At 36.3% G+C, this 15,086-nt stretch carries 19 protein-coding genes; 7 read left to right on the top strand and 12 right to left on the bottom strand.

Annotated elements, in window-relative coordinates; translation table 11 throughout:
* Window positions 1-176: 176 nt before the first annotated feature.
* From EG346_RS11135 to EG346_RS11110, 6 genes are all read right to left on the bottom strand, one after another.
* On the bottom strand, window positions 177-1,517 hold the full coding sequence (locus EG346_RS11135) for a T6SS phospholipase effector Tle1-like catalytic domain-containing protein (protein WP_123878665.1): 1,341 nt from the start codon (window positions 1,515-1,517) through the stop codon (window positions 177-179).
* A gap of 158 nt (window positions 1,518-1,675) precedes the next feature.
* Window positions 1,676-2,353 carry a response regulator transcription factor gene (locus tag EG346_RS11130; protein ID WP_073335206.1) on the bottom strand — a complete coding sequence of 226 codons (678 nt, stop codon included), beginning with the start codon at window positions 2,351-2,353 and terminating at the stop codon, window positions 1,676-1,678.
* The gene (locus EG346_RS11125; RefSeq protein ID WP_228423796.1) at window positions 2,322-3,083 is read right to left on the bottom strand and encodes a sensor histidine kinase; all 762 of its coding nucleotides are present in this window, start codon (window positions 3,081-3,083) and stop codon (window positions 2,322-2,324) included. Before EG346_RS11125 ends, EG346_RS11130 begins: the two co-directional genes overlap by 32 nt.
* 17 nt (window positions 3,084-3,100) lie before the next feature.
* A complete protein-coding gene (locus EG346_RS11120) occupies window positions 3,101-3,724 on the bottom strand; it encodes a hypothetical protein (RefSeq protein ID WP_123878663.1) in 624 nt (207 codons plus the stop codon).
* Between the two features lie 19 nt (window positions 3,725-3,743).
* Complete coding sequence (locus EG346_RS11115; RefSeq protein WP_073335208.1) at window positions 3,744-4,478, bottom strand: hypothetical protein; 735 nt, start codon at window positions 4,476-4,478, stop codon at window positions 3,744-3,746.
* 200 nt (window positions 4,479-4,678) lie between these two features.
* Entirely contained in the window at window positions 4,679-5,299 is a 621-nt protein-coding gene (locus tag EG346_RS11110) for a DUF5715 family protein (RefSeq protein WP_123878661.1), read from the bottom strand.
* 217 nt (window positions 5,300-5,516) lie between these two features.
* Between EG346_RS11110 and aqpZ the strand changes: the two genes are divergently transcribed.
* Complete coding sequence (gene aqpZ / locus EG346_RS11105; protein WP_123882635.1) at window positions 5,517-6,236, top strand: aquaporin Z; 720 nt, start codon at window positions 5,517-5,519, stop codon at window positions 6,234-6,236.
* 184 nt (window positions 6,237-6,420) lie between these two features.
* Here the strand turns inward: aqpZ and EG346_RS11100 are convergent, their stop codons facing one another.
* The 5 genes from EG346_RS11100 to queD form a co-directional block, all read right to left on the bottom strand.
* The gene (locus EG346_RS11100; RefSeq protein ID WP_123878659.1) at window positions 6,421-6,966 is read right to left on the bottom strand and encodes a hypothetical protein; all 546 of its coding nucleotides are present in this window, start codon (window positions 6,964-6,966) and stop codon (window positions 6,421-6,423) included.
* 23 nt (window positions 6,967-6,989) lie between these two features.
* Window positions 6,990-7,463 carry a phosphate ABC transporter permease gene (locus EG346_RS11095; RefSeq protein ID WP_123878657.1) on the bottom strand — a complete coding sequence of 158 codons (474 nt, stop codon included), beginning with the start codon at window positions 7,461-7,463 and terminating at the stop codon, window positions 6,990-6,992.
* Window positions 7,464-7,524: 61 nt separating this feature from the next.
* On the bottom strand, window positions 7,525-8,508 hold the full coding sequence (locus tag EG346_RS11090) for a LuxE/PaaK family acyltransferase (RefSeq protein ID WP_123878655.1): 984 nt from the start codon (window positions 8,506-8,508) through the stop codon (window positions 7,525-7,527).
* 181 nt (window positions 8,509-8,689) lie between these two features.
* Window positions 8,690-9,481 carry a UDP-2,3-diacylglucosamine diphosphatase gene (locus EG346_RS11085; RefSeq protein WP_123878653.1) on the bottom strand — a complete coding sequence of 264 codons (792 nt, stop codon included), beginning with the start codon at window positions 9,479-9,481 and terminating at the stop codon, window positions 8,690-8,692.
* 29 nt (window positions 9,482-9,510) lie between these two features.
* On the bottom strand, window positions 9,511-9,957 hold the full coding sequence (gene queD / locus EG346_RS11080) for a 6-carboxytetrahydropterin synthase QueD (RefSeq protein ID WP_073335212.1): 447 nt from the start codon (window positions 9,955-9,957) through the stop codon (window positions 9,511-9,513).
* A 569-nt stretch (window positions 9,958-10,526) separates the two neighbouring features.
* On the opposite strand from queD, the gene EG346_RS11075 reads away from it, so the two are divergent.
* From EG346_RS11075 to EG346_RS11050, 6 genes are all read left to right on the top strand, one after another.
* Window positions 10,527-10,943 carry a hypothetical protein gene (locus EG346_RS11075; protein WP_123897652.1) on the top strand — a complete coding sequence of 139 codons (417 nt, stop codon included), beginning with the start codon at window positions 10,527-10,529 and terminating at the stop codon, window positions 10,941-10,943.
* A 34-nt stretch (window positions 10,944-10,977) separates the two neighbouring features.
* The gene (locus tag EG346_RS11070) at window positions 10,978-12,246 is read left to right on the top strand and encodes a phage tail-like protein (RefSeq protein ID WP_123878649.1); all 1,269 of its coding nucleotides are present in this window, start codon (window positions 10,978-10,980) and stop codon (window positions 12,244-12,246) included.
* 271 nt (window positions 12,247-12,517) lie between these two features.
* Window positions 12,518-12,952 carry a transposase gene (locus EG346_RS11065; RefSeq protein ID WP_073335215.1) on the top strand — a complete coding sequence of 145 codons (435 nt, stop codon included), beginning with the start codon at window positions 12,518-12,520 and terminating at the stop codon, window positions 12,950-12,952.
* On the top strand, window positions 12,942-13,157 hold the full coding sequence (locus tag EG346_RS11060; RefSeq protein ID WP_123878647.1) for a hypothetical protein: 216 nt from the start codon (window positions 12,942-12,944) through the stop codon (window positions 13,155-13,157). The genes EG346_RS11065 and EG346_RS11060 overlap by 11 nt, the downstream gene beginning before the upstream one ends.
* Window positions 13,138-13,464, top strand: coding sequence for a helix-turn-helix domain-containing protein (locus tag EG346_RS11055; protein WP_123878645.1), 327 nt, complete (start codon window positions 13,138-13,140; stop codon window positions 13,462-13,464). The genes EG346_RS11060 and EG346_RS11055 overlap by 20 nt, the downstream gene beginning before the upstream one ends.
* Window positions 13,465-13,661: 197 nt before the next feature.
* On the top strand, window positions 13,662-14,606 hold the full coding sequence (locus tag EG346_RS11050; protein WP_228425812.1) for a helix-turn-helix transcriptional regulator: 945 nt from the start codon (window positions 13,662-13,664) through the stop codon (window positions 14,604-14,606).
* Window positions 14,607-14,652: 46 nt separating this feature from the next.
* Here the strand turns inward: EG346_RS11050 and EG346_RS11045 are convergent, their stop codons facing one another.
* Window positions 14,653-15,048 carry an acyl-CoA thioesterase gene (locus EG346_RS11045; protein WP_123878643.1) on the bottom strand — a complete coding sequence of 132 codons (396 nt, stop codon included), beginning with the start codon at window positions 15,046-15,048 and terminating at the stop codon, window positions 14,653-14,655.
* Window positions 15,049-15,086 lie beyond the last annotated feature (38 nt).

Raw genomic sequence — 15,086 nt, 5'->3', positions numbered from 1 at the left:
AATTAGTGATGAATAATGAATTTTCGGGTGCAAAAGTACGGAAAAAGAAATGAATAGGCCAGAAATAAAAACAGACTCCCTGACAGCACGGCTTTTGGAACAACAAAAAGGGATGCCCTGCCAGACATCCCTTCGTAACCTAAATTTAAAACTGAAAAGTACTAACGTTATTTTATCTAATTCTGTTCTGCCGCAAAGGATCTTATCTCTATTGTACGGCTCCAGATATCATTATTCGGAACATTGGTTCCATACAGAAAGTCAGCTACAAAACTGTCTTCAGGGAGGTGCAGTTCAGTAAAAAGTTTGGTATGGATTCCCAGGTCTACAGAGGTACTGCTGGGTACATTCAGACCATTATTGATCAGCTCTGCCTCAATCTCATCTGCCGATCTTTTTAACATATCAGCACTATACATTCCAAAATTGGCTGAAATATGAGTATAATCTGCGAAACCTGAATAATCATACTTAGGTTTCATATCCATTGAAAAACTTTCCACATAGGCTGCAAGGTGGGTATAGAAATCTGAAAGGAAAGTATCATCTGTAATTTCTAACCCTGACCGGGAAAGATCTGTACTGAAAATCCCTGCCATGACATTATTGGTTTCCTGCAACATTACTTTTCCGTATACTCTAGGAAGGGTATTCAAGATCACTTCTCTGGAAACGTAAGCCTGGGAAAGAACAACTCCTTTTTCAATCTGAAATCCGGAAAGCAGGGCGTCCCATATTTTATTTCCTTCAGCATCAGTTTTTGCAGTTCTTACATCAGAAACATAATCTTCAAGGTCATTGGTATTAATAAAATCTGTAGAAATATATACGGAATGCGGTGCCTGAAGATAGCCACCTCCTACATCAGCGTGAGCGCCGGGAACGAAAACTTCTTTCCAGACCGATCCTGAAGTTTCGGTTTTGGTATCCTGCATACTTTTTGAATTTTCAAAAAAACCGGTGAGCGGGAAAAAGAAGCGGCATTCATTGACTGCACAGATATGGAGGGCATTTTCCACTTCCTGCGGAAGATTCATATCATAGGTGTTGAATGGTTTGGATTCAACCGTATCAAAAACACCGAGAAATTTTATGGTTATATTTGCTGATGGATATTTTGTTACCAGCTGATTACAGAACTCTCTGGCAAGCATACTTCCTCTGCTGAATCCATAGATATAAAAGTGATACTCTGTATTTCCGTCGCCCAAGATATTCTGTACAAAACGATCTGCTTTGTCTAATTTGTCGTCGGAAGAATATCCCTGTCCATCAGGAGGATTGGCGCATGTTGCCATTGCAAAATTGCTATCTTCACCGCCAGTGACAGTTCCTATACCTTCGACATATATTTTACTGTTTGCTTTAAATAAATTAAATAATTTATAGATATTGGTAGGAGCTCCTTTATAGCTTTCATTATTTTGTAAAGGCCTTTCAGATGAAGAAGCATTGATCCCGTTATTTCCTGTTCCGTCAAAAAAGATTCCGACAGATAGTATTGTATCGTTTTCCATCGCAGTGTTTTGCTTTAGTTATTAAAAAATTCCCTCTGCATTTTGATTGTTGTGTTCTACTTTAAATCCTGTAAAACTTATTTTTCAAATTAACGGAAGAAGGAAGAGCAATACTAGCGTGAAAAATACCAAATAAAAAATTCCGTATTTCTACGGAATCAGATTTTATCAAGAGAATATATGTTGTTGACAACAGCGTAGATGACAATCCCTACAGTGTTCTTGGCTCCGATCTTTTCCAGGATACGCTGGCGGTGGCTTTCTACTGTTCTGGGACTGATGAAGAGTTTTTCGCCGATTTCGTTATTCGTGTATTCCTGACAAATGAGTTTGACGACATCTTTTTCCCGTTCAGACAATTCGTCTTCCATTTCAAAAAGCGATTTCTTCTTTGCTGAACTGTTCATATAGGTAAAAAGCATCTGATGATCTTCTGCGGTAAAGAAAACTCCGTTTTTATAAACCATGGTAATAGCATCGATGAATGTTTTTCGGTGTGAGTTTTTGGGAAGAAAAGCAGATACGCCCAACTTGACCATATAGCCGAGAATCGACGTTTTGTAATGAGAAGAAAGAATAATAATCTTCAGTTCCGGATATTTTTCTTTAAGAACTTCTACCAGCTCAAAGCCGTTCATGGGCTGCATCTGTACGTCCACCAGCGCTATATTCGGAAAATCATCTTCCGAAAGGCTTCCCAGTTTCTCAATAAAATCAGGCCCGTTGTTGGAGGTAAGGCATACAGATATATTCTTTTCATTTGAAAGCAGCATTTTCACCCCTTCCAGGATCAGCTGCTCATCATCAATTAAGGCTATTTTGATTTGGGAGTTCATGGTTTTTTGGAATTATAATGATTAAACGGCTTCCTTTATTTAAAGAACTTTTCCATTTGTGTACGGCGTTCATAGATTTTATTCTGGATTCGATATTTTTGATACCCATCCCTTTTTTCACCAGGTCATAGTCAAATCCCTGCCCATTGTCAGAGATGATTACAGCCATATTCAGTGGGTAATCTTTGATGTAGATCCAAAGATCCGTCGCTGTGGAATGTTTGATCACATTGGTGGTAAATTCCTGAATAATTCTGTACAGCTGTACTTCTACAAAGATATCTTTTTTCTCATATCCCGGCATTACCTGCATGGAAATATTGATCTTGTGTGAAAGGTTGGCAATCAGCTCTTCCACATAGAGAACGAATCCTACCGATTCAAGGTTGACAGGATACAATGAATGGGAAATACTTCTGGCGGCATCAATAAGTGATGACATTTGGCTGTAAATATTTTTTTTAATCACCTCATCGCCTTTGGTATCGAGGTTATTCATCCACAATGAAAGGATATTAAGCCGGTTTCCAATATCATCATGAATCATGACGGCAATTCTTTTTCTTTCTTCTTCCTGTGCTTTTATATTTTCAAGCACCAGCTTTTTCTGATGGAGTACTTCAGCTTCATGCTGGACATTCTTCTCCTTAATGATCCTACTGATAAAGGCCCTGTAGGCAAGAAGAATAAAGGATACTATAATTGCTATGGTAACAATTATAAGGATCAACAGGCTGATATTTAAGGTTACTTCTTTAATTTAATGAAGGTATATAAAAATGAACAATATAAAATGCTCGACAGAATATTATTCGCGCTCAGAATAATATAATAGTCATTTTCTGACAGGTTCGCGATCTGGTGCTGAATGATAAAAATAAAGACCGAAACGGAATAATAGAAAAAAATACAGGCATCTGCGAGAAGAAAACGGTTGGGTACAGAAACGCCTTTGATCTCACGGATCAGTGCAAATCCTGAAAGACAAATGATGATGATATTTGAAACCACCTTTACAATATCGCTGTTAAAAGGATAATCATAAATATATTTTGACACCATAAATATGGTTGCCAGCAATGCGGTGACCCAAATTAAATATTTCGGAAGTTCCAGCTTCCGGATAAACAAAGCAGTAATCAGAAAAAACTCTCCAGCGATATAAAGAGGATACAGAAACGAGGTATCGTTAAGATTGAAAATATAAGGCAGAACGAGGTTCAGGAGTTCTATAAAAAAAAGAAAAGCAATACAGTGAAAATATTGCTTTTCTTTATTATTTAATATACGGTATTTTGCTGCTCCCAAAAGTATGATGGACAGAAGCAGACCGTAGTTTAGGAATAAAATTGCTTTAAAAAAATCGGTCATTCCTATCTATACTAAGTAGTTAAGATCCAAGTTCAGGAATACGGCAGATAGGAGGACAAGGTTTCGCCCAATCGTAAGTATTTGAAATAGTTTTAGCACTGTTTCCCTGCAATAGCTCCTGGAAAGAGATAAAGATAAGGGTTACCAGCATTCTCCCGTAAATATCATTGTATCTGAGTGCAAACGAACATTTAACCCCTGCGATCTTCGGTTCAGGATGACAAAGATCTTCCATAGGAATATAGAATTTTCTGAAAATTCTCGCTCCTGCGAATTCTGTACACTCACGGAAGAACCATTCCATTCCTTCATCTCTCCAACGTCCGATAGCTTCTATCGCTATATCCTGATCCAGGATGGGCTGGTCGGAAACCGGAAAAAACGTATTGGTATTATCATCTATTTGGGTAAGATTGCTGGAAAGAACTGCGTTTTTGACAACGGTAAATTCCTTTGATTGCTGCAGGATGATATCATGTTTAAGAGGTGCTAAAACTGTGTACTGGTACTCAACAACACTTTTATCAACATATCCTTTCTCGTCCAGCGGGATAAAAATAAGGACTACTTCCCCGTTGAATACGCCTACTTCTGCACAGACATCAACGTATTTGTTTTTCTCTTTGATTTTTTCGATCTTGTCCGCAGGCAGTTCGAAAATGTAATTGGTAGGAATCAGGTTTGAGATCAAGTGATAGTCTGAAAGACATTTGCTCCATTCAGCAACCGCTATTTTATAATCGTTCTCGTTCATAAGTTCATGGTTTATTTAGTGGCATAAAATTATACAAACTAAACATCCTGCACAACTAATCATATCATAAATTTATTATTCGTAAAATAAATTTAATTTTGAAAACCAAAAACCGCCTATCCGTTAAAATATTTTTGTGATTTATGGAGAATCATCTGTTGATAAGAGACCTTAGACTGAGATTGTCTGAAATTAATACATCAATAATTTCTTACTGTAATATGATAACAACTTTGCTGTCTTTCTTTGATATAGTAAATTTTGCCGGCAGCTGCATAAAAATTTAATACCTTTTCCAGTGCCACTTCCATTTTAGGATTGTATTTCAGCACATCATTGAACCGGATGTAGGAAATATCAAAGGAGTTTCCGTAGTTATGAGAGCTTATTCCCAGCGATGCATTGGAGTTTACTCTTCTCAGCCTGCACTGATCTTCCAATGTTCTTGTAATGGATGAAACCGTAAAAGTATGCCCTTTCGTTTCTTTGCTAAACCTGGCCCCCATTTTTTCGAGGGTACTCTTTGCTTTGGAAACCATATAGGCCCGGCTGTAATCCAGTTTTTGGACGCGATATCCTTTTCCTGCTTTTTTTATTTTATGAAACTTTCCGCTGCTGATATATTTCTGCACCGTTTTAGAGTCTATAAGCAACTTTATGCCAAAACTTTTTGATGCATCCAGATGCGATTTGTACAGAGTAGTGGGTTCCACTTTTAATACAGACGTAAGATCATAGCAGGGAAGTACTTTTTTTGCTGCCTGCGAATAATAAAAGCTATACATAAAAGGCACAAAGGCCGCACAAAAAAACTTTCTCATTAACCACGCTTTTAAATTACTAAACGAAAGATAAACATTTATGTCATACCATTCAACTCCCGCTTACTGTCATTCTGAAAAAATTCCCAACAAACATCAAACCAAATTATTAAATCATTAATTTTTCTTCCCAATAAATTGAAATATTTTAAAGATTTATCTTTCTATTTTAAGATTTAAATTTTACATTTGAGATACTTTTAACAATAAACATATGATAAAAAAACTTTTTGCTGAATTTTTCGGCACATTTTGGCTTGTTTTCGGCGGCTGCGGAAGTGCAGTTTTTGCTGCCGGAGTTCCCGATATTGGCATTGGCCTTTTAGGGGTATCTTTAGCCTTTGGTCTTACTGTTCTTACGATGGCTTATGCTGTCGGGCACATTTCCGGCGGACATTTCAATCCGGCTGTTTCTTTCGGACTTTTAGCGGGAGGCAGGTTCTCTGCAAAAGACCTTATCCCTTATATTGTGGCACAGTGTCTTGGAGCTCTTTTGGCTGCGGGATGTCTGTATGTTATCCTTAGTGGTTCCGGAGCCGTAGATTTTTCAAAACCGGGCGCTTTTGCGACCAACTTCTATGGAGAAGCGGTCTATAATGGAAAAGCATTCAGTATGGGAGCGGCATTTCTTGCTGAATTCTTATTAACGGCTTTCTTCCTGATTGTCATCATGGGAGCTACAGACAAATGGGCTAACGGAAAGTTTGCCGGTATTGCGATTGGCTTGGCTTTAACACTGATCCACTTAATTTCTATTCCGATTACGAATACTTCGGTAAACCCGGCAAGATCGCTTTCGCAGGCTGTCATTTCGGGTGGGCTTGCCATGTCTCAGCTTTGGCTGTTCTGGGCAGCGCCTATTGCGGGAGGAATTACAGGAGGATTGATCTACAAGTTTTTACTTCAGAGAGATTCAACGGAAGTTGTTGCTGATTAATTCCAATCATTATATCAAAACATTAGGCTGCCATTTTTTGGCGGCCTATTTTATTGTACGGCTGTGTGCTGGTTTTAAGTTTTGAATTTTAGTTTTGGGAAGAGTTTAGTGGCTGGTTTAAAGCACGAAATTCGCATACGGAAACTTTATACATTGCTGAAAACGGATGACTCATGTCTGATATCTATTTGATTTTCTTGATTTCAAAAGGATTTTTAAAAATAAGTTCTTCCTGTTTTCCTTTCATCTCCATTTTTCGCTGCAGCAGATTTAGCGCCATTTTTCTGATAAAAACATCTTTATCATTGAGTTTCCAGTAAGGGTCTTCATGCACTCTTTTGGGATTGCGTATAAGGTAGAACTCCGTTTCCCAGGTGTCTGCGTTATGATAGAATTCAATAATCCCACAGTGTCCGGGAATTAAGGCATGGTCTATCATACCCATCGGAAGAAGAAAACTGAACGCATTGCAGATATAATCACCGCAGGAAATCTTGTCATGTTTCAGAAATTTTTCGCCGGTCTTTTTATTAAGGTATGATTTTTTGAAATCATTTTTAAAGTCACTTTTCGAAAGTTTGATCTCAATTTCATGACTGAATCCTTCAGAATCAATCAACAGCATATCCGCTTCCCAGTCGGCCTGAAAATAATTCGTCAGTACAATTTCTTTTTCGAAATCGCAGTGGGAATGGATATAAGCGTGAACAAGTTCTTCGATCTTCAGCATGACAATTAAAGTTTAAATTGAGATTATTTCTTTTGCAGTTCGACAACGCCATAATGGAGCCAGATTCCAAAAATGCCCGTTTTGGTCACATAAGATTCATCTTTTCCAAACATAACGGTAGTATCAGGTTGTGTCTGACAAATAAAAAAATGTCCGCCATCCATACAATTCATTTTTCCATCTTTGTGTAGATCTGTCCACCCGAATTCTTTATAGGCATCACGGTCATCTTCGATGTCAAATAAAAACCGCTTAATGATGATTTTATCCTTCCCTCCATCTCTTTTTGAAGTCATCGACCACCTTGCCAGATCAGATTTTTCTTTAGCAGGAATTTCCTTAGGATCAGCATCTTTAATTCTGGTAACCACTAAGGTGTCTGTAGTCGTAGAAACTCCTTTATTGATCTCATTCATCAGGTACGTCCCGGACCAGATATCCTTTTCCTTCTTTTTCTGGGCAGATAAAAGACAAGACACCCCAGTCAGCATGATCATTAAAAAGAAATTTTTTAAGAGATTCATAGCAAGAGATCATTATTATTTTTAAAACTGAGCTTTATGAAACCAGCAAACTGCATCCGCGGATATCGGAATGGTCTATTCTTCCCAGCACCTGAAATGTATCACCTGGAAGTTTTTTACCCAAATCCTGTGTTGCAATAAAGCAGCATGAATGGATATTAGCGAGATCTATTATGTTAACAGCTCCGGTTCTTCCCTCCTGTTCGTAGGAAAAAGGATCTTCTGCATTCCGTACCAATATTCTCATCCAGTTGGGACACTTGTATTCATTGTTGCCCAGCGAATAGGCCTGAGAGAGAAGCTCTGTCATTGAATATTCGGAATAGATCTTCTCTGTTTTAAAACCGTTCTGCAGAATTTTCAAGAGTTCATCCTTGGTCATTTCTTCTTTTCTGCCTTTCATTCCTCCGGTTTCAATCACCGCCAGATTCTGAGATCCGTTAACAGATAGATTAAGGGATTCCACAGAGTCCAGGAAGTCAAGCAAGGCAAAAGACACTCCGAAAAGAATGACTTTTTTATCTTTCAAATTGTTTAAAAGCTCAAACAGGTCTGAATGATTATAAAGAAAATAGCCGTTCTCAGGTTTTGCAGATTTTTTCATCAGATAATCCACCATATAAATGAGAGATGAATTCTGTTTTTCAAGATAGCTTGGAAGTAAGCCCAGAAAAATAAAATCTTCAGGTTTTCCTATAAACTGTTCAAAACTCTTATAAATGCTTTCTTCATAGAGACCGGGATCGGCGATAAAATGTTTTGAAAGATTCATCTGCGTAGTTCCGGAACTCTGAAAAAACAAATCAGTCTTCGGTTTTTTGTCCAGGATCTGATGGTTTTTAAACATTTCGATCGGCAGGAAAGGAATCTTCGTCAACGTATTGACCTCATCAGGGTTTATTTTCAGGTAATCTACAAATTTTCTGTAGATCTCAACATGTTCATATTGATAATGAAAAGCGGCCAATGATGCATTCAGGAAATCCTGTTCTGTCTGTATGCTGAATATATTTTCCAATTTTATAAGACTATTTTAAAAACTCCTTATCAATTCAAAATGAATGAATTATATAAAAAATTATATTTTTTTACTATTTTTTCATTGCAAAATTACACTTTGGTAAACTTCTTGCAATTACTAATTTGGAATATGGATTAAAAACAAGAGTGAGCTTCGGTTCATTCGAAAATTACCTCTCTCAGGGGTAATTTTTTTTTGTGCCGTCTTTAAACGTTTTCAGTTCAAAATCATGCTCAAAAACGCCATAGGTAAAATAGGAAATCCAGTCTCCCAGATTAATGTATTTTGCTTTCTGTTCCAGATCCAAAACCATAGGAAGGTGACGGTGACCGTAAATGAAATAATCGATTTTCTGAGTCTTCAGTTTTTCTTTCGAATAGATAATCAGAAATTCTTTTTCTTCTCCTAAAAAGGCTTTATCCTCTTCTCCGGAGATCATTTTATTTTTCTGTGAAAGATACAATGCGACTTTCATGGCAATATCGGGATGCAGCCATTTGAAAAACCACTGTGCTACGGGATTCGTAAACAGCTTTTTCATTCTTTTGTATCCTTTGTCACCAGGCCCGAGACCGTCTCCGTGAGCAAGGAGAAACTCTTTTCCACCCATCTCAAAGTACTGTTTCTTATAAAAAACGGTACATCCGATTTCTTCTTCAAGATAATCTTTCATCCACAAATCATGGTTGCCTACAAAGAAATAGATGTGAATCCCTCTGTCTTTCAGTTCTGCAATTTTCCCGAGAACACGCACATATCCTTTGGGAATAACGTGTTTCCACTCGTGCCAGAAATCGAAAAGATCACCCATTAAAAACAAAACCTGAGCATCTTCCTTGATTTCATCCATCCAACGGATAAATTTCTCTTCACGCATCTTGCTTTCCTTAGGATCAGGAGCTCCAAAATGCTGGTCTGAAGCGAAATAGACTTTTTTTCCAGATTCTAAATTAATGATCGTTTTTAACACCGGTCTGAATTTTTATGGGTAAATTACTGTTACTTATTATCTTCTGCGAACCATTCTCCATAAGAGTTTTCTGTTTCGTGAAGTTTAAGATAGGCCAGAGAAACCTCAGCCGGAAGTTTTGATTTTATTTTGGCAGCAATAGCGTACAGCATATTCTCGCAGGTCGGCTGAAAACTGCAATAGATCACCTTGTGTCCTTTATTTTCAAGATCTTCGCCTAATTCTTTATGGGGAGACAGCGCATTGACAAGAACTGCATGATCCCACAGATCTACGATCTCAGATTTTACGATACTTTTTATATCTCCGAAATCCACTACCATTCCATTTTTGGAATTCTCCAAATCATTAATCACCCTTCCTTTAACCGTTACAAACAGTTTATAGGAATGTCCGTGCATATTTTTACATTTCCCATCATAGTTGTACAGCACATGGGCTGTTTCGAATGTGAAAATTTTTGTAATACGTATCATATTAAATGTACTATTTTTAAATAACTGGTTTTCAAGATATTAAAATTAAATCAAATTTAATTGTGTCAAAATATGTGTCAACTATCAATGAAACCATAAAATAATGCTCAAATTTAAAATAAAAAAGAGCAGGAAAAAAACCTACTCTTAATTTTGTTTTGTAACTGGCTAATAATAAATGTTTATAAAATTTGATTTCATTAATTTTTAAATATTTTCACCCTATGTGATTTTTACAATTATCCGCAAGAAGAATTAGTAGTTTTCTTAATTTTCTTAGGATCAACTTTTACCAGATTATTGCCCAGATCTGCGTTTTGAGAACATCACCATAAGTTCAAAATTCAAATATATTCACAACATTATATTACTGATAATAAGAAACTTAAATCAATATTGGTATTTTTGACAGTATCTATGTAGTATCCTTAAATATAAAGAGAAAGTATCCTCAGCGTATCTCATTCCTTTATTACAGGAAAAAATAAGGCTAATCTTGCACCTTAATTCTCTCATAGGTGAAAATACAATTAAAGAAAAGCAGTTACCGTATAAAAAAAGCATCCTGCATGCTTCTTTTGCTATGCCTTTTTTATAATATCAATGCACAATTACCAACAGGAACAAATGGCAGTCTACTTAAAAAGCACGGCATTATTTTTCAAACAGAGAAAAAAGTTTACAAACGGGAAGTCTATATCTCTGAAAATAAAAACTCTGTTATAGTTTCCAATAAAAAATCAGTAAATATTGGTGTTATAACCAATCCTTTTAAGGAAAAACAATCAGCATTAGTATTACAGCATAAATACAAAATGGTTGCTGTATACGAAAATAAAAATTTCCCAAAGCAACCTTTCAAAACAGTAGTATTCAAAAGGACTTTATTATCAGGAATACAGATCCGTCCTCCTCCTCTTTTCAATACACTACATGAAAAAAAGTATAAGTTCAAATATATCAATCCGGGAAGGGAGTTATTATAAAGCTCTTTTCATTCTTCTAAAATGAGAAAACAAAATGAGAAATAAATTTTATATCATCTTTACATTAACGATCGGTTCGTTAGCTTTCGGCCAGGTGGGTATCAATACACAAAATCCACAAGGGATTTTCAATATAGATGGCGGCAAAAACAATGCTGCTACAGGAACTCCCACCGCAATACAGTTAGCAGATGATTTTATTGTCACTGCATCAGGATCAACAGGTATCGGTGCAGATCCCGATGCATCTGCTATTCTGGAACTTAATGTAAGCCAGCTTGCCACAACCAACAAAAAGGGATTTTTAGGTCCAAGAGTAGCTTTAACAGCATATAACGATGCGGTTACAATTCCAAGTCCGGCCACTGGTTTACTAGTATTCAATTTAGGAACAGCTGCCCTTACCTATAAAGGCTATGTATATTGGGACGGCTACCAATGGAGACCTTTTGATGGACGTTCATCACAGCTTGGCACCATCGGTAGTTTGACATGCACAGACAATACTCTGGAGCCGCTTACCTATACTAGTGGTGTTCCTTTTGCAGGCACCATGTCTGTTCCGTATGCGGGAGGAAATGAAGGAATGTACCCTGCACAATCTATAGGACCTGTCAACGGACTTACAGCAACACTTTCACAGAGTAATTTTGCGCAGGGATCCGGTACTTTAAACTATCGCATTTCCGGGATACCAACGGTATCCAGTCCCAGTACAACAACATTTCCCCTTTCCATCGGAGGACAAAGCTGCAGTGCATCAGTTGGCCTTGGAAAAGTGCTGGCTCCCGGTGAATACCAGTTCTTTACTTATAGATTACCAGCGACGTACGTAGGATTATTGAGTACACAGATTGGCAGCTCTTATAATGCTGTTTTAGGAGGAAAGATAAGATTGGATCTTAATTTTACTGTAAGCTCCAATCAAGGTTCCGGAGCGGTGAGCTACAATCCTCGTTTAGTTAATGTCTCTCCGGGTAATATCAAGCTATGGTATGTAGCGTCATCGAGCATAGACCATTTCCGGCGTGCGAATGTCTTATTAGCCTCAGGAGGTTATATGGAAACCGATAACGGAGTTTATCTTAACTGGGGAGATAATATGAATGGTAGTTCAACTGCTGTAACAGCCACCAGCTCCAGTGATGATTCACAGGAGATGGAAACAATAGATTTAATTGTTGATGGAATTTGGTATAGAATAATAGTTTATGTTTCTGTAGATAACCTAAATGATAATGATCCTACTAATAACATCCGACGTGTCTTTATGACAGCACAAAGAATGTCATCCTCACAATGATTTTCAAATTCTATTAAAAATTTTGTTACTATTTATTATACAGTCATGAAAGTAAGGGGACAGCCAGCTTTGTGCTTCCACCAAAATAACAAACCGGAACAAGTAGCCAAGAAACCGCTTATCCTGTAACTGTAATGGCAGAGCCAACCGGAAATAATCCCATTGATACTAAAGCATATATAAAAATAGAACAGTAAAATACCTTAAATTTTTCCTATCCGGCAGATGAATCTGTCTGCCGGTTTCTATAGGACTTCAAAAACATAAACAAATGAATTTTAAAGAGATTCCAATAGGATCATTGATTGAACAAGAAGTTGCAGCACGCGAAATAGAACTTTCCCGTATCTGTAATTTTATGAAATGTACGGAACAGGAAATAGAGGAAGTCTACAAGGCAACAAGTATAGAAACAGAAAATCTGTTGAAATGGAGCAAGCTGTTAGAATATGATTTTTTCAGGCTGTATTCACAGCATTTGATCCTGTATGCTCCAGTAACCAAAAGCGCAGAAAACAAGAGCTACAAGAAAACAATCTTACCTCAGTTCCGTAAAAGCATGTATACAAAAGAAGTTATTGGCTTTATTCTGAAGCAAATACAGTCGGGAGAAATGTCAAGATTGGAAGTAATTGAACATTATAAAATCCCAAAAACAACTCTTTATAAGTGGATAAGCAAATATAAAGATGAAGATGAAAAATAATAAATATGTTTATCTCATAGGAAAATCCAAGAAAGAGATAACAGAGCTTCTTGAACAGGACTTTAACTATTATCCTGCCGATTTCTGGTTTTACATTTTGTCTAAGAGTTGGCTGGGAAGAATAAAGGTATTATGGCTGTATTTCAAAGATGAAAAGGTATATGAAATTAAAATAAAAACTACTTATGGAAAAATTAATCCCTGATTATAACAGAATCTATAACGATATCATTATAAAAGAGTTTCCAAATAAAAGAGATTCCTGCATGCGATTATTACAAAAAGAAAACTTATCTGTTATGGACATTATAGAACTGAACGAAAAAATTTTCGGCCTCCCGAACAAAGAAACTTTTGCAGCCAACCAGAGGCACCGTTCGTACACAAAAACAGACATTCTTAAAATACTTGATTACCAGAAAAAAAATCAACTCAACAACAGCCAGCTTGCCATCCATTTTAAATTAAGCCGTAACACAGTATCCAAATGGAAAAGACACTTTGTGGTATAAAATGGTATGCTTTTTTTTAAACAGAAAGGATTCCGGGAATGTTATTTCAAGTTTTATCAAAGAAAAATTTAATTTTATTTAACTGATAAACAATTATATATAAACAATACTATTTTTTTTAACATTACAGAAAATTAATTTTAAAACTTTAATTTATCAATAAATAAGCATTATCTTTTTACATTTATTTATTAACAATGCTACATCAAATACTGAATTATATACTGAATCTGCATATTGATCCCGATGCAGACAACCTTAAGCGTCTTGATGGCCAAAGACTAAATTTATTCTCATTTTCTATAGGCGTTATTTTGATTTTCAACAGTTTCAGGGACTTGTGGTTTGGGTTTGAAAATTATTTTGAAGTGTTGTTTATACTGGGAGTTATTTCCCTGATCCTTTTCTTTTTTACGAAGGTTCGACAAAATTCTTTAGTATGCCTTATTACTATAGAGCTTTACATCCTGGTGGTTTTCTTTTTCTCATCCACATCAGGTTTTGAAAATGGCATGTCATTGTATTATTTCCCGCTATTAACCAGTCCTCTGTTTATTTTTAATACAAGAAAAACCTTGAAGTATATCATCATTATTTTTGCTACTGTATTTATTTTATTTCTCACAAGTCATTATTATGATTTCAGAATATTCAGCATTGGTAACATGGGAAATTTAGAATTTTCAAAAAATCAAAGACTTATTACTTTTATAATGGTGTTTGTGGCACTGGCAATTATCGGATATTTTATTATGTTAAAACACTTTACGGTTTTGGAATTATACCAGAAGCTTCTTAGAAGCGAAAAAATCATCTCCGATATGCGTACAAAACTCAACAGAAAAGATGATCTGGATTTGGAGAATCTGGTAAAACTAGCCATGAATGATGATATTGCTTTCATACCCAAAATAAAATCTTCATTTCCCAATTTATATGATAATCTCATGGAAATAAATCCGGATATTACGTCCGAGGAGTTTAAATTATGCGCTCTTCTCAAGCTGGGTTTCACTACAAAAGATATCGCAGAATACAATCACATTTCAGTACGGACCGTTCAGACAAGGAAAAGCAGGCTGAGGAAATCATTCGGAATATCTGCTGATACAGATCTGTACAAATGGATCGATACTTTATAGTTTGGAGCAGATCCGTTTTGATGATGATACAGATGACTTTGAAAACTTATGATTCTTCAACGATATTATCCAGCCAGTCACTTTCCAGCCTTTTGATCTTTTGAGTTTTCAGATCTACCAAAACCCAAAGCGTATCTGAATCTACCACGAGCTTATCCTTGCAGTAGAATTCAACTTTTCTGGGTTGTTTTATGCCTTCAGGAGGTTTCGGATAGGTTTTAACCGTGATCACATCATGTAAGAACACTTGTTTCTTGTACTGAATATGATGATCAACGAGGATCCATGCAAATTCTGCAAATTCCGTTTTGTGTTTCAAAGAATCCCAATGTTCACCGGCAATTTCTTCCACCCAATGTACATACTGCACATTATTGACATGATGATTCTTGTCGATATGCTCTTCGGTTACGTGTATTTCTTTTTGATAAACTAAATCCATTATTTTTTCTTCTGCATTACTAATCAAATATATAAACT

It is taken from the genome of Chryseobacterium carnipullorum, assembly GCF_003815695.1.
Classification (GTDB): Bacteria; Bacteroidota; Bacteroidia; order Flavobacteriales; family Weeksellaceae; genus Chryseobacterium; species Chryseobacterium carnipullorum.
This window is presented reverse-complemented; position numbering and strand designations above follow the sequence as displayed.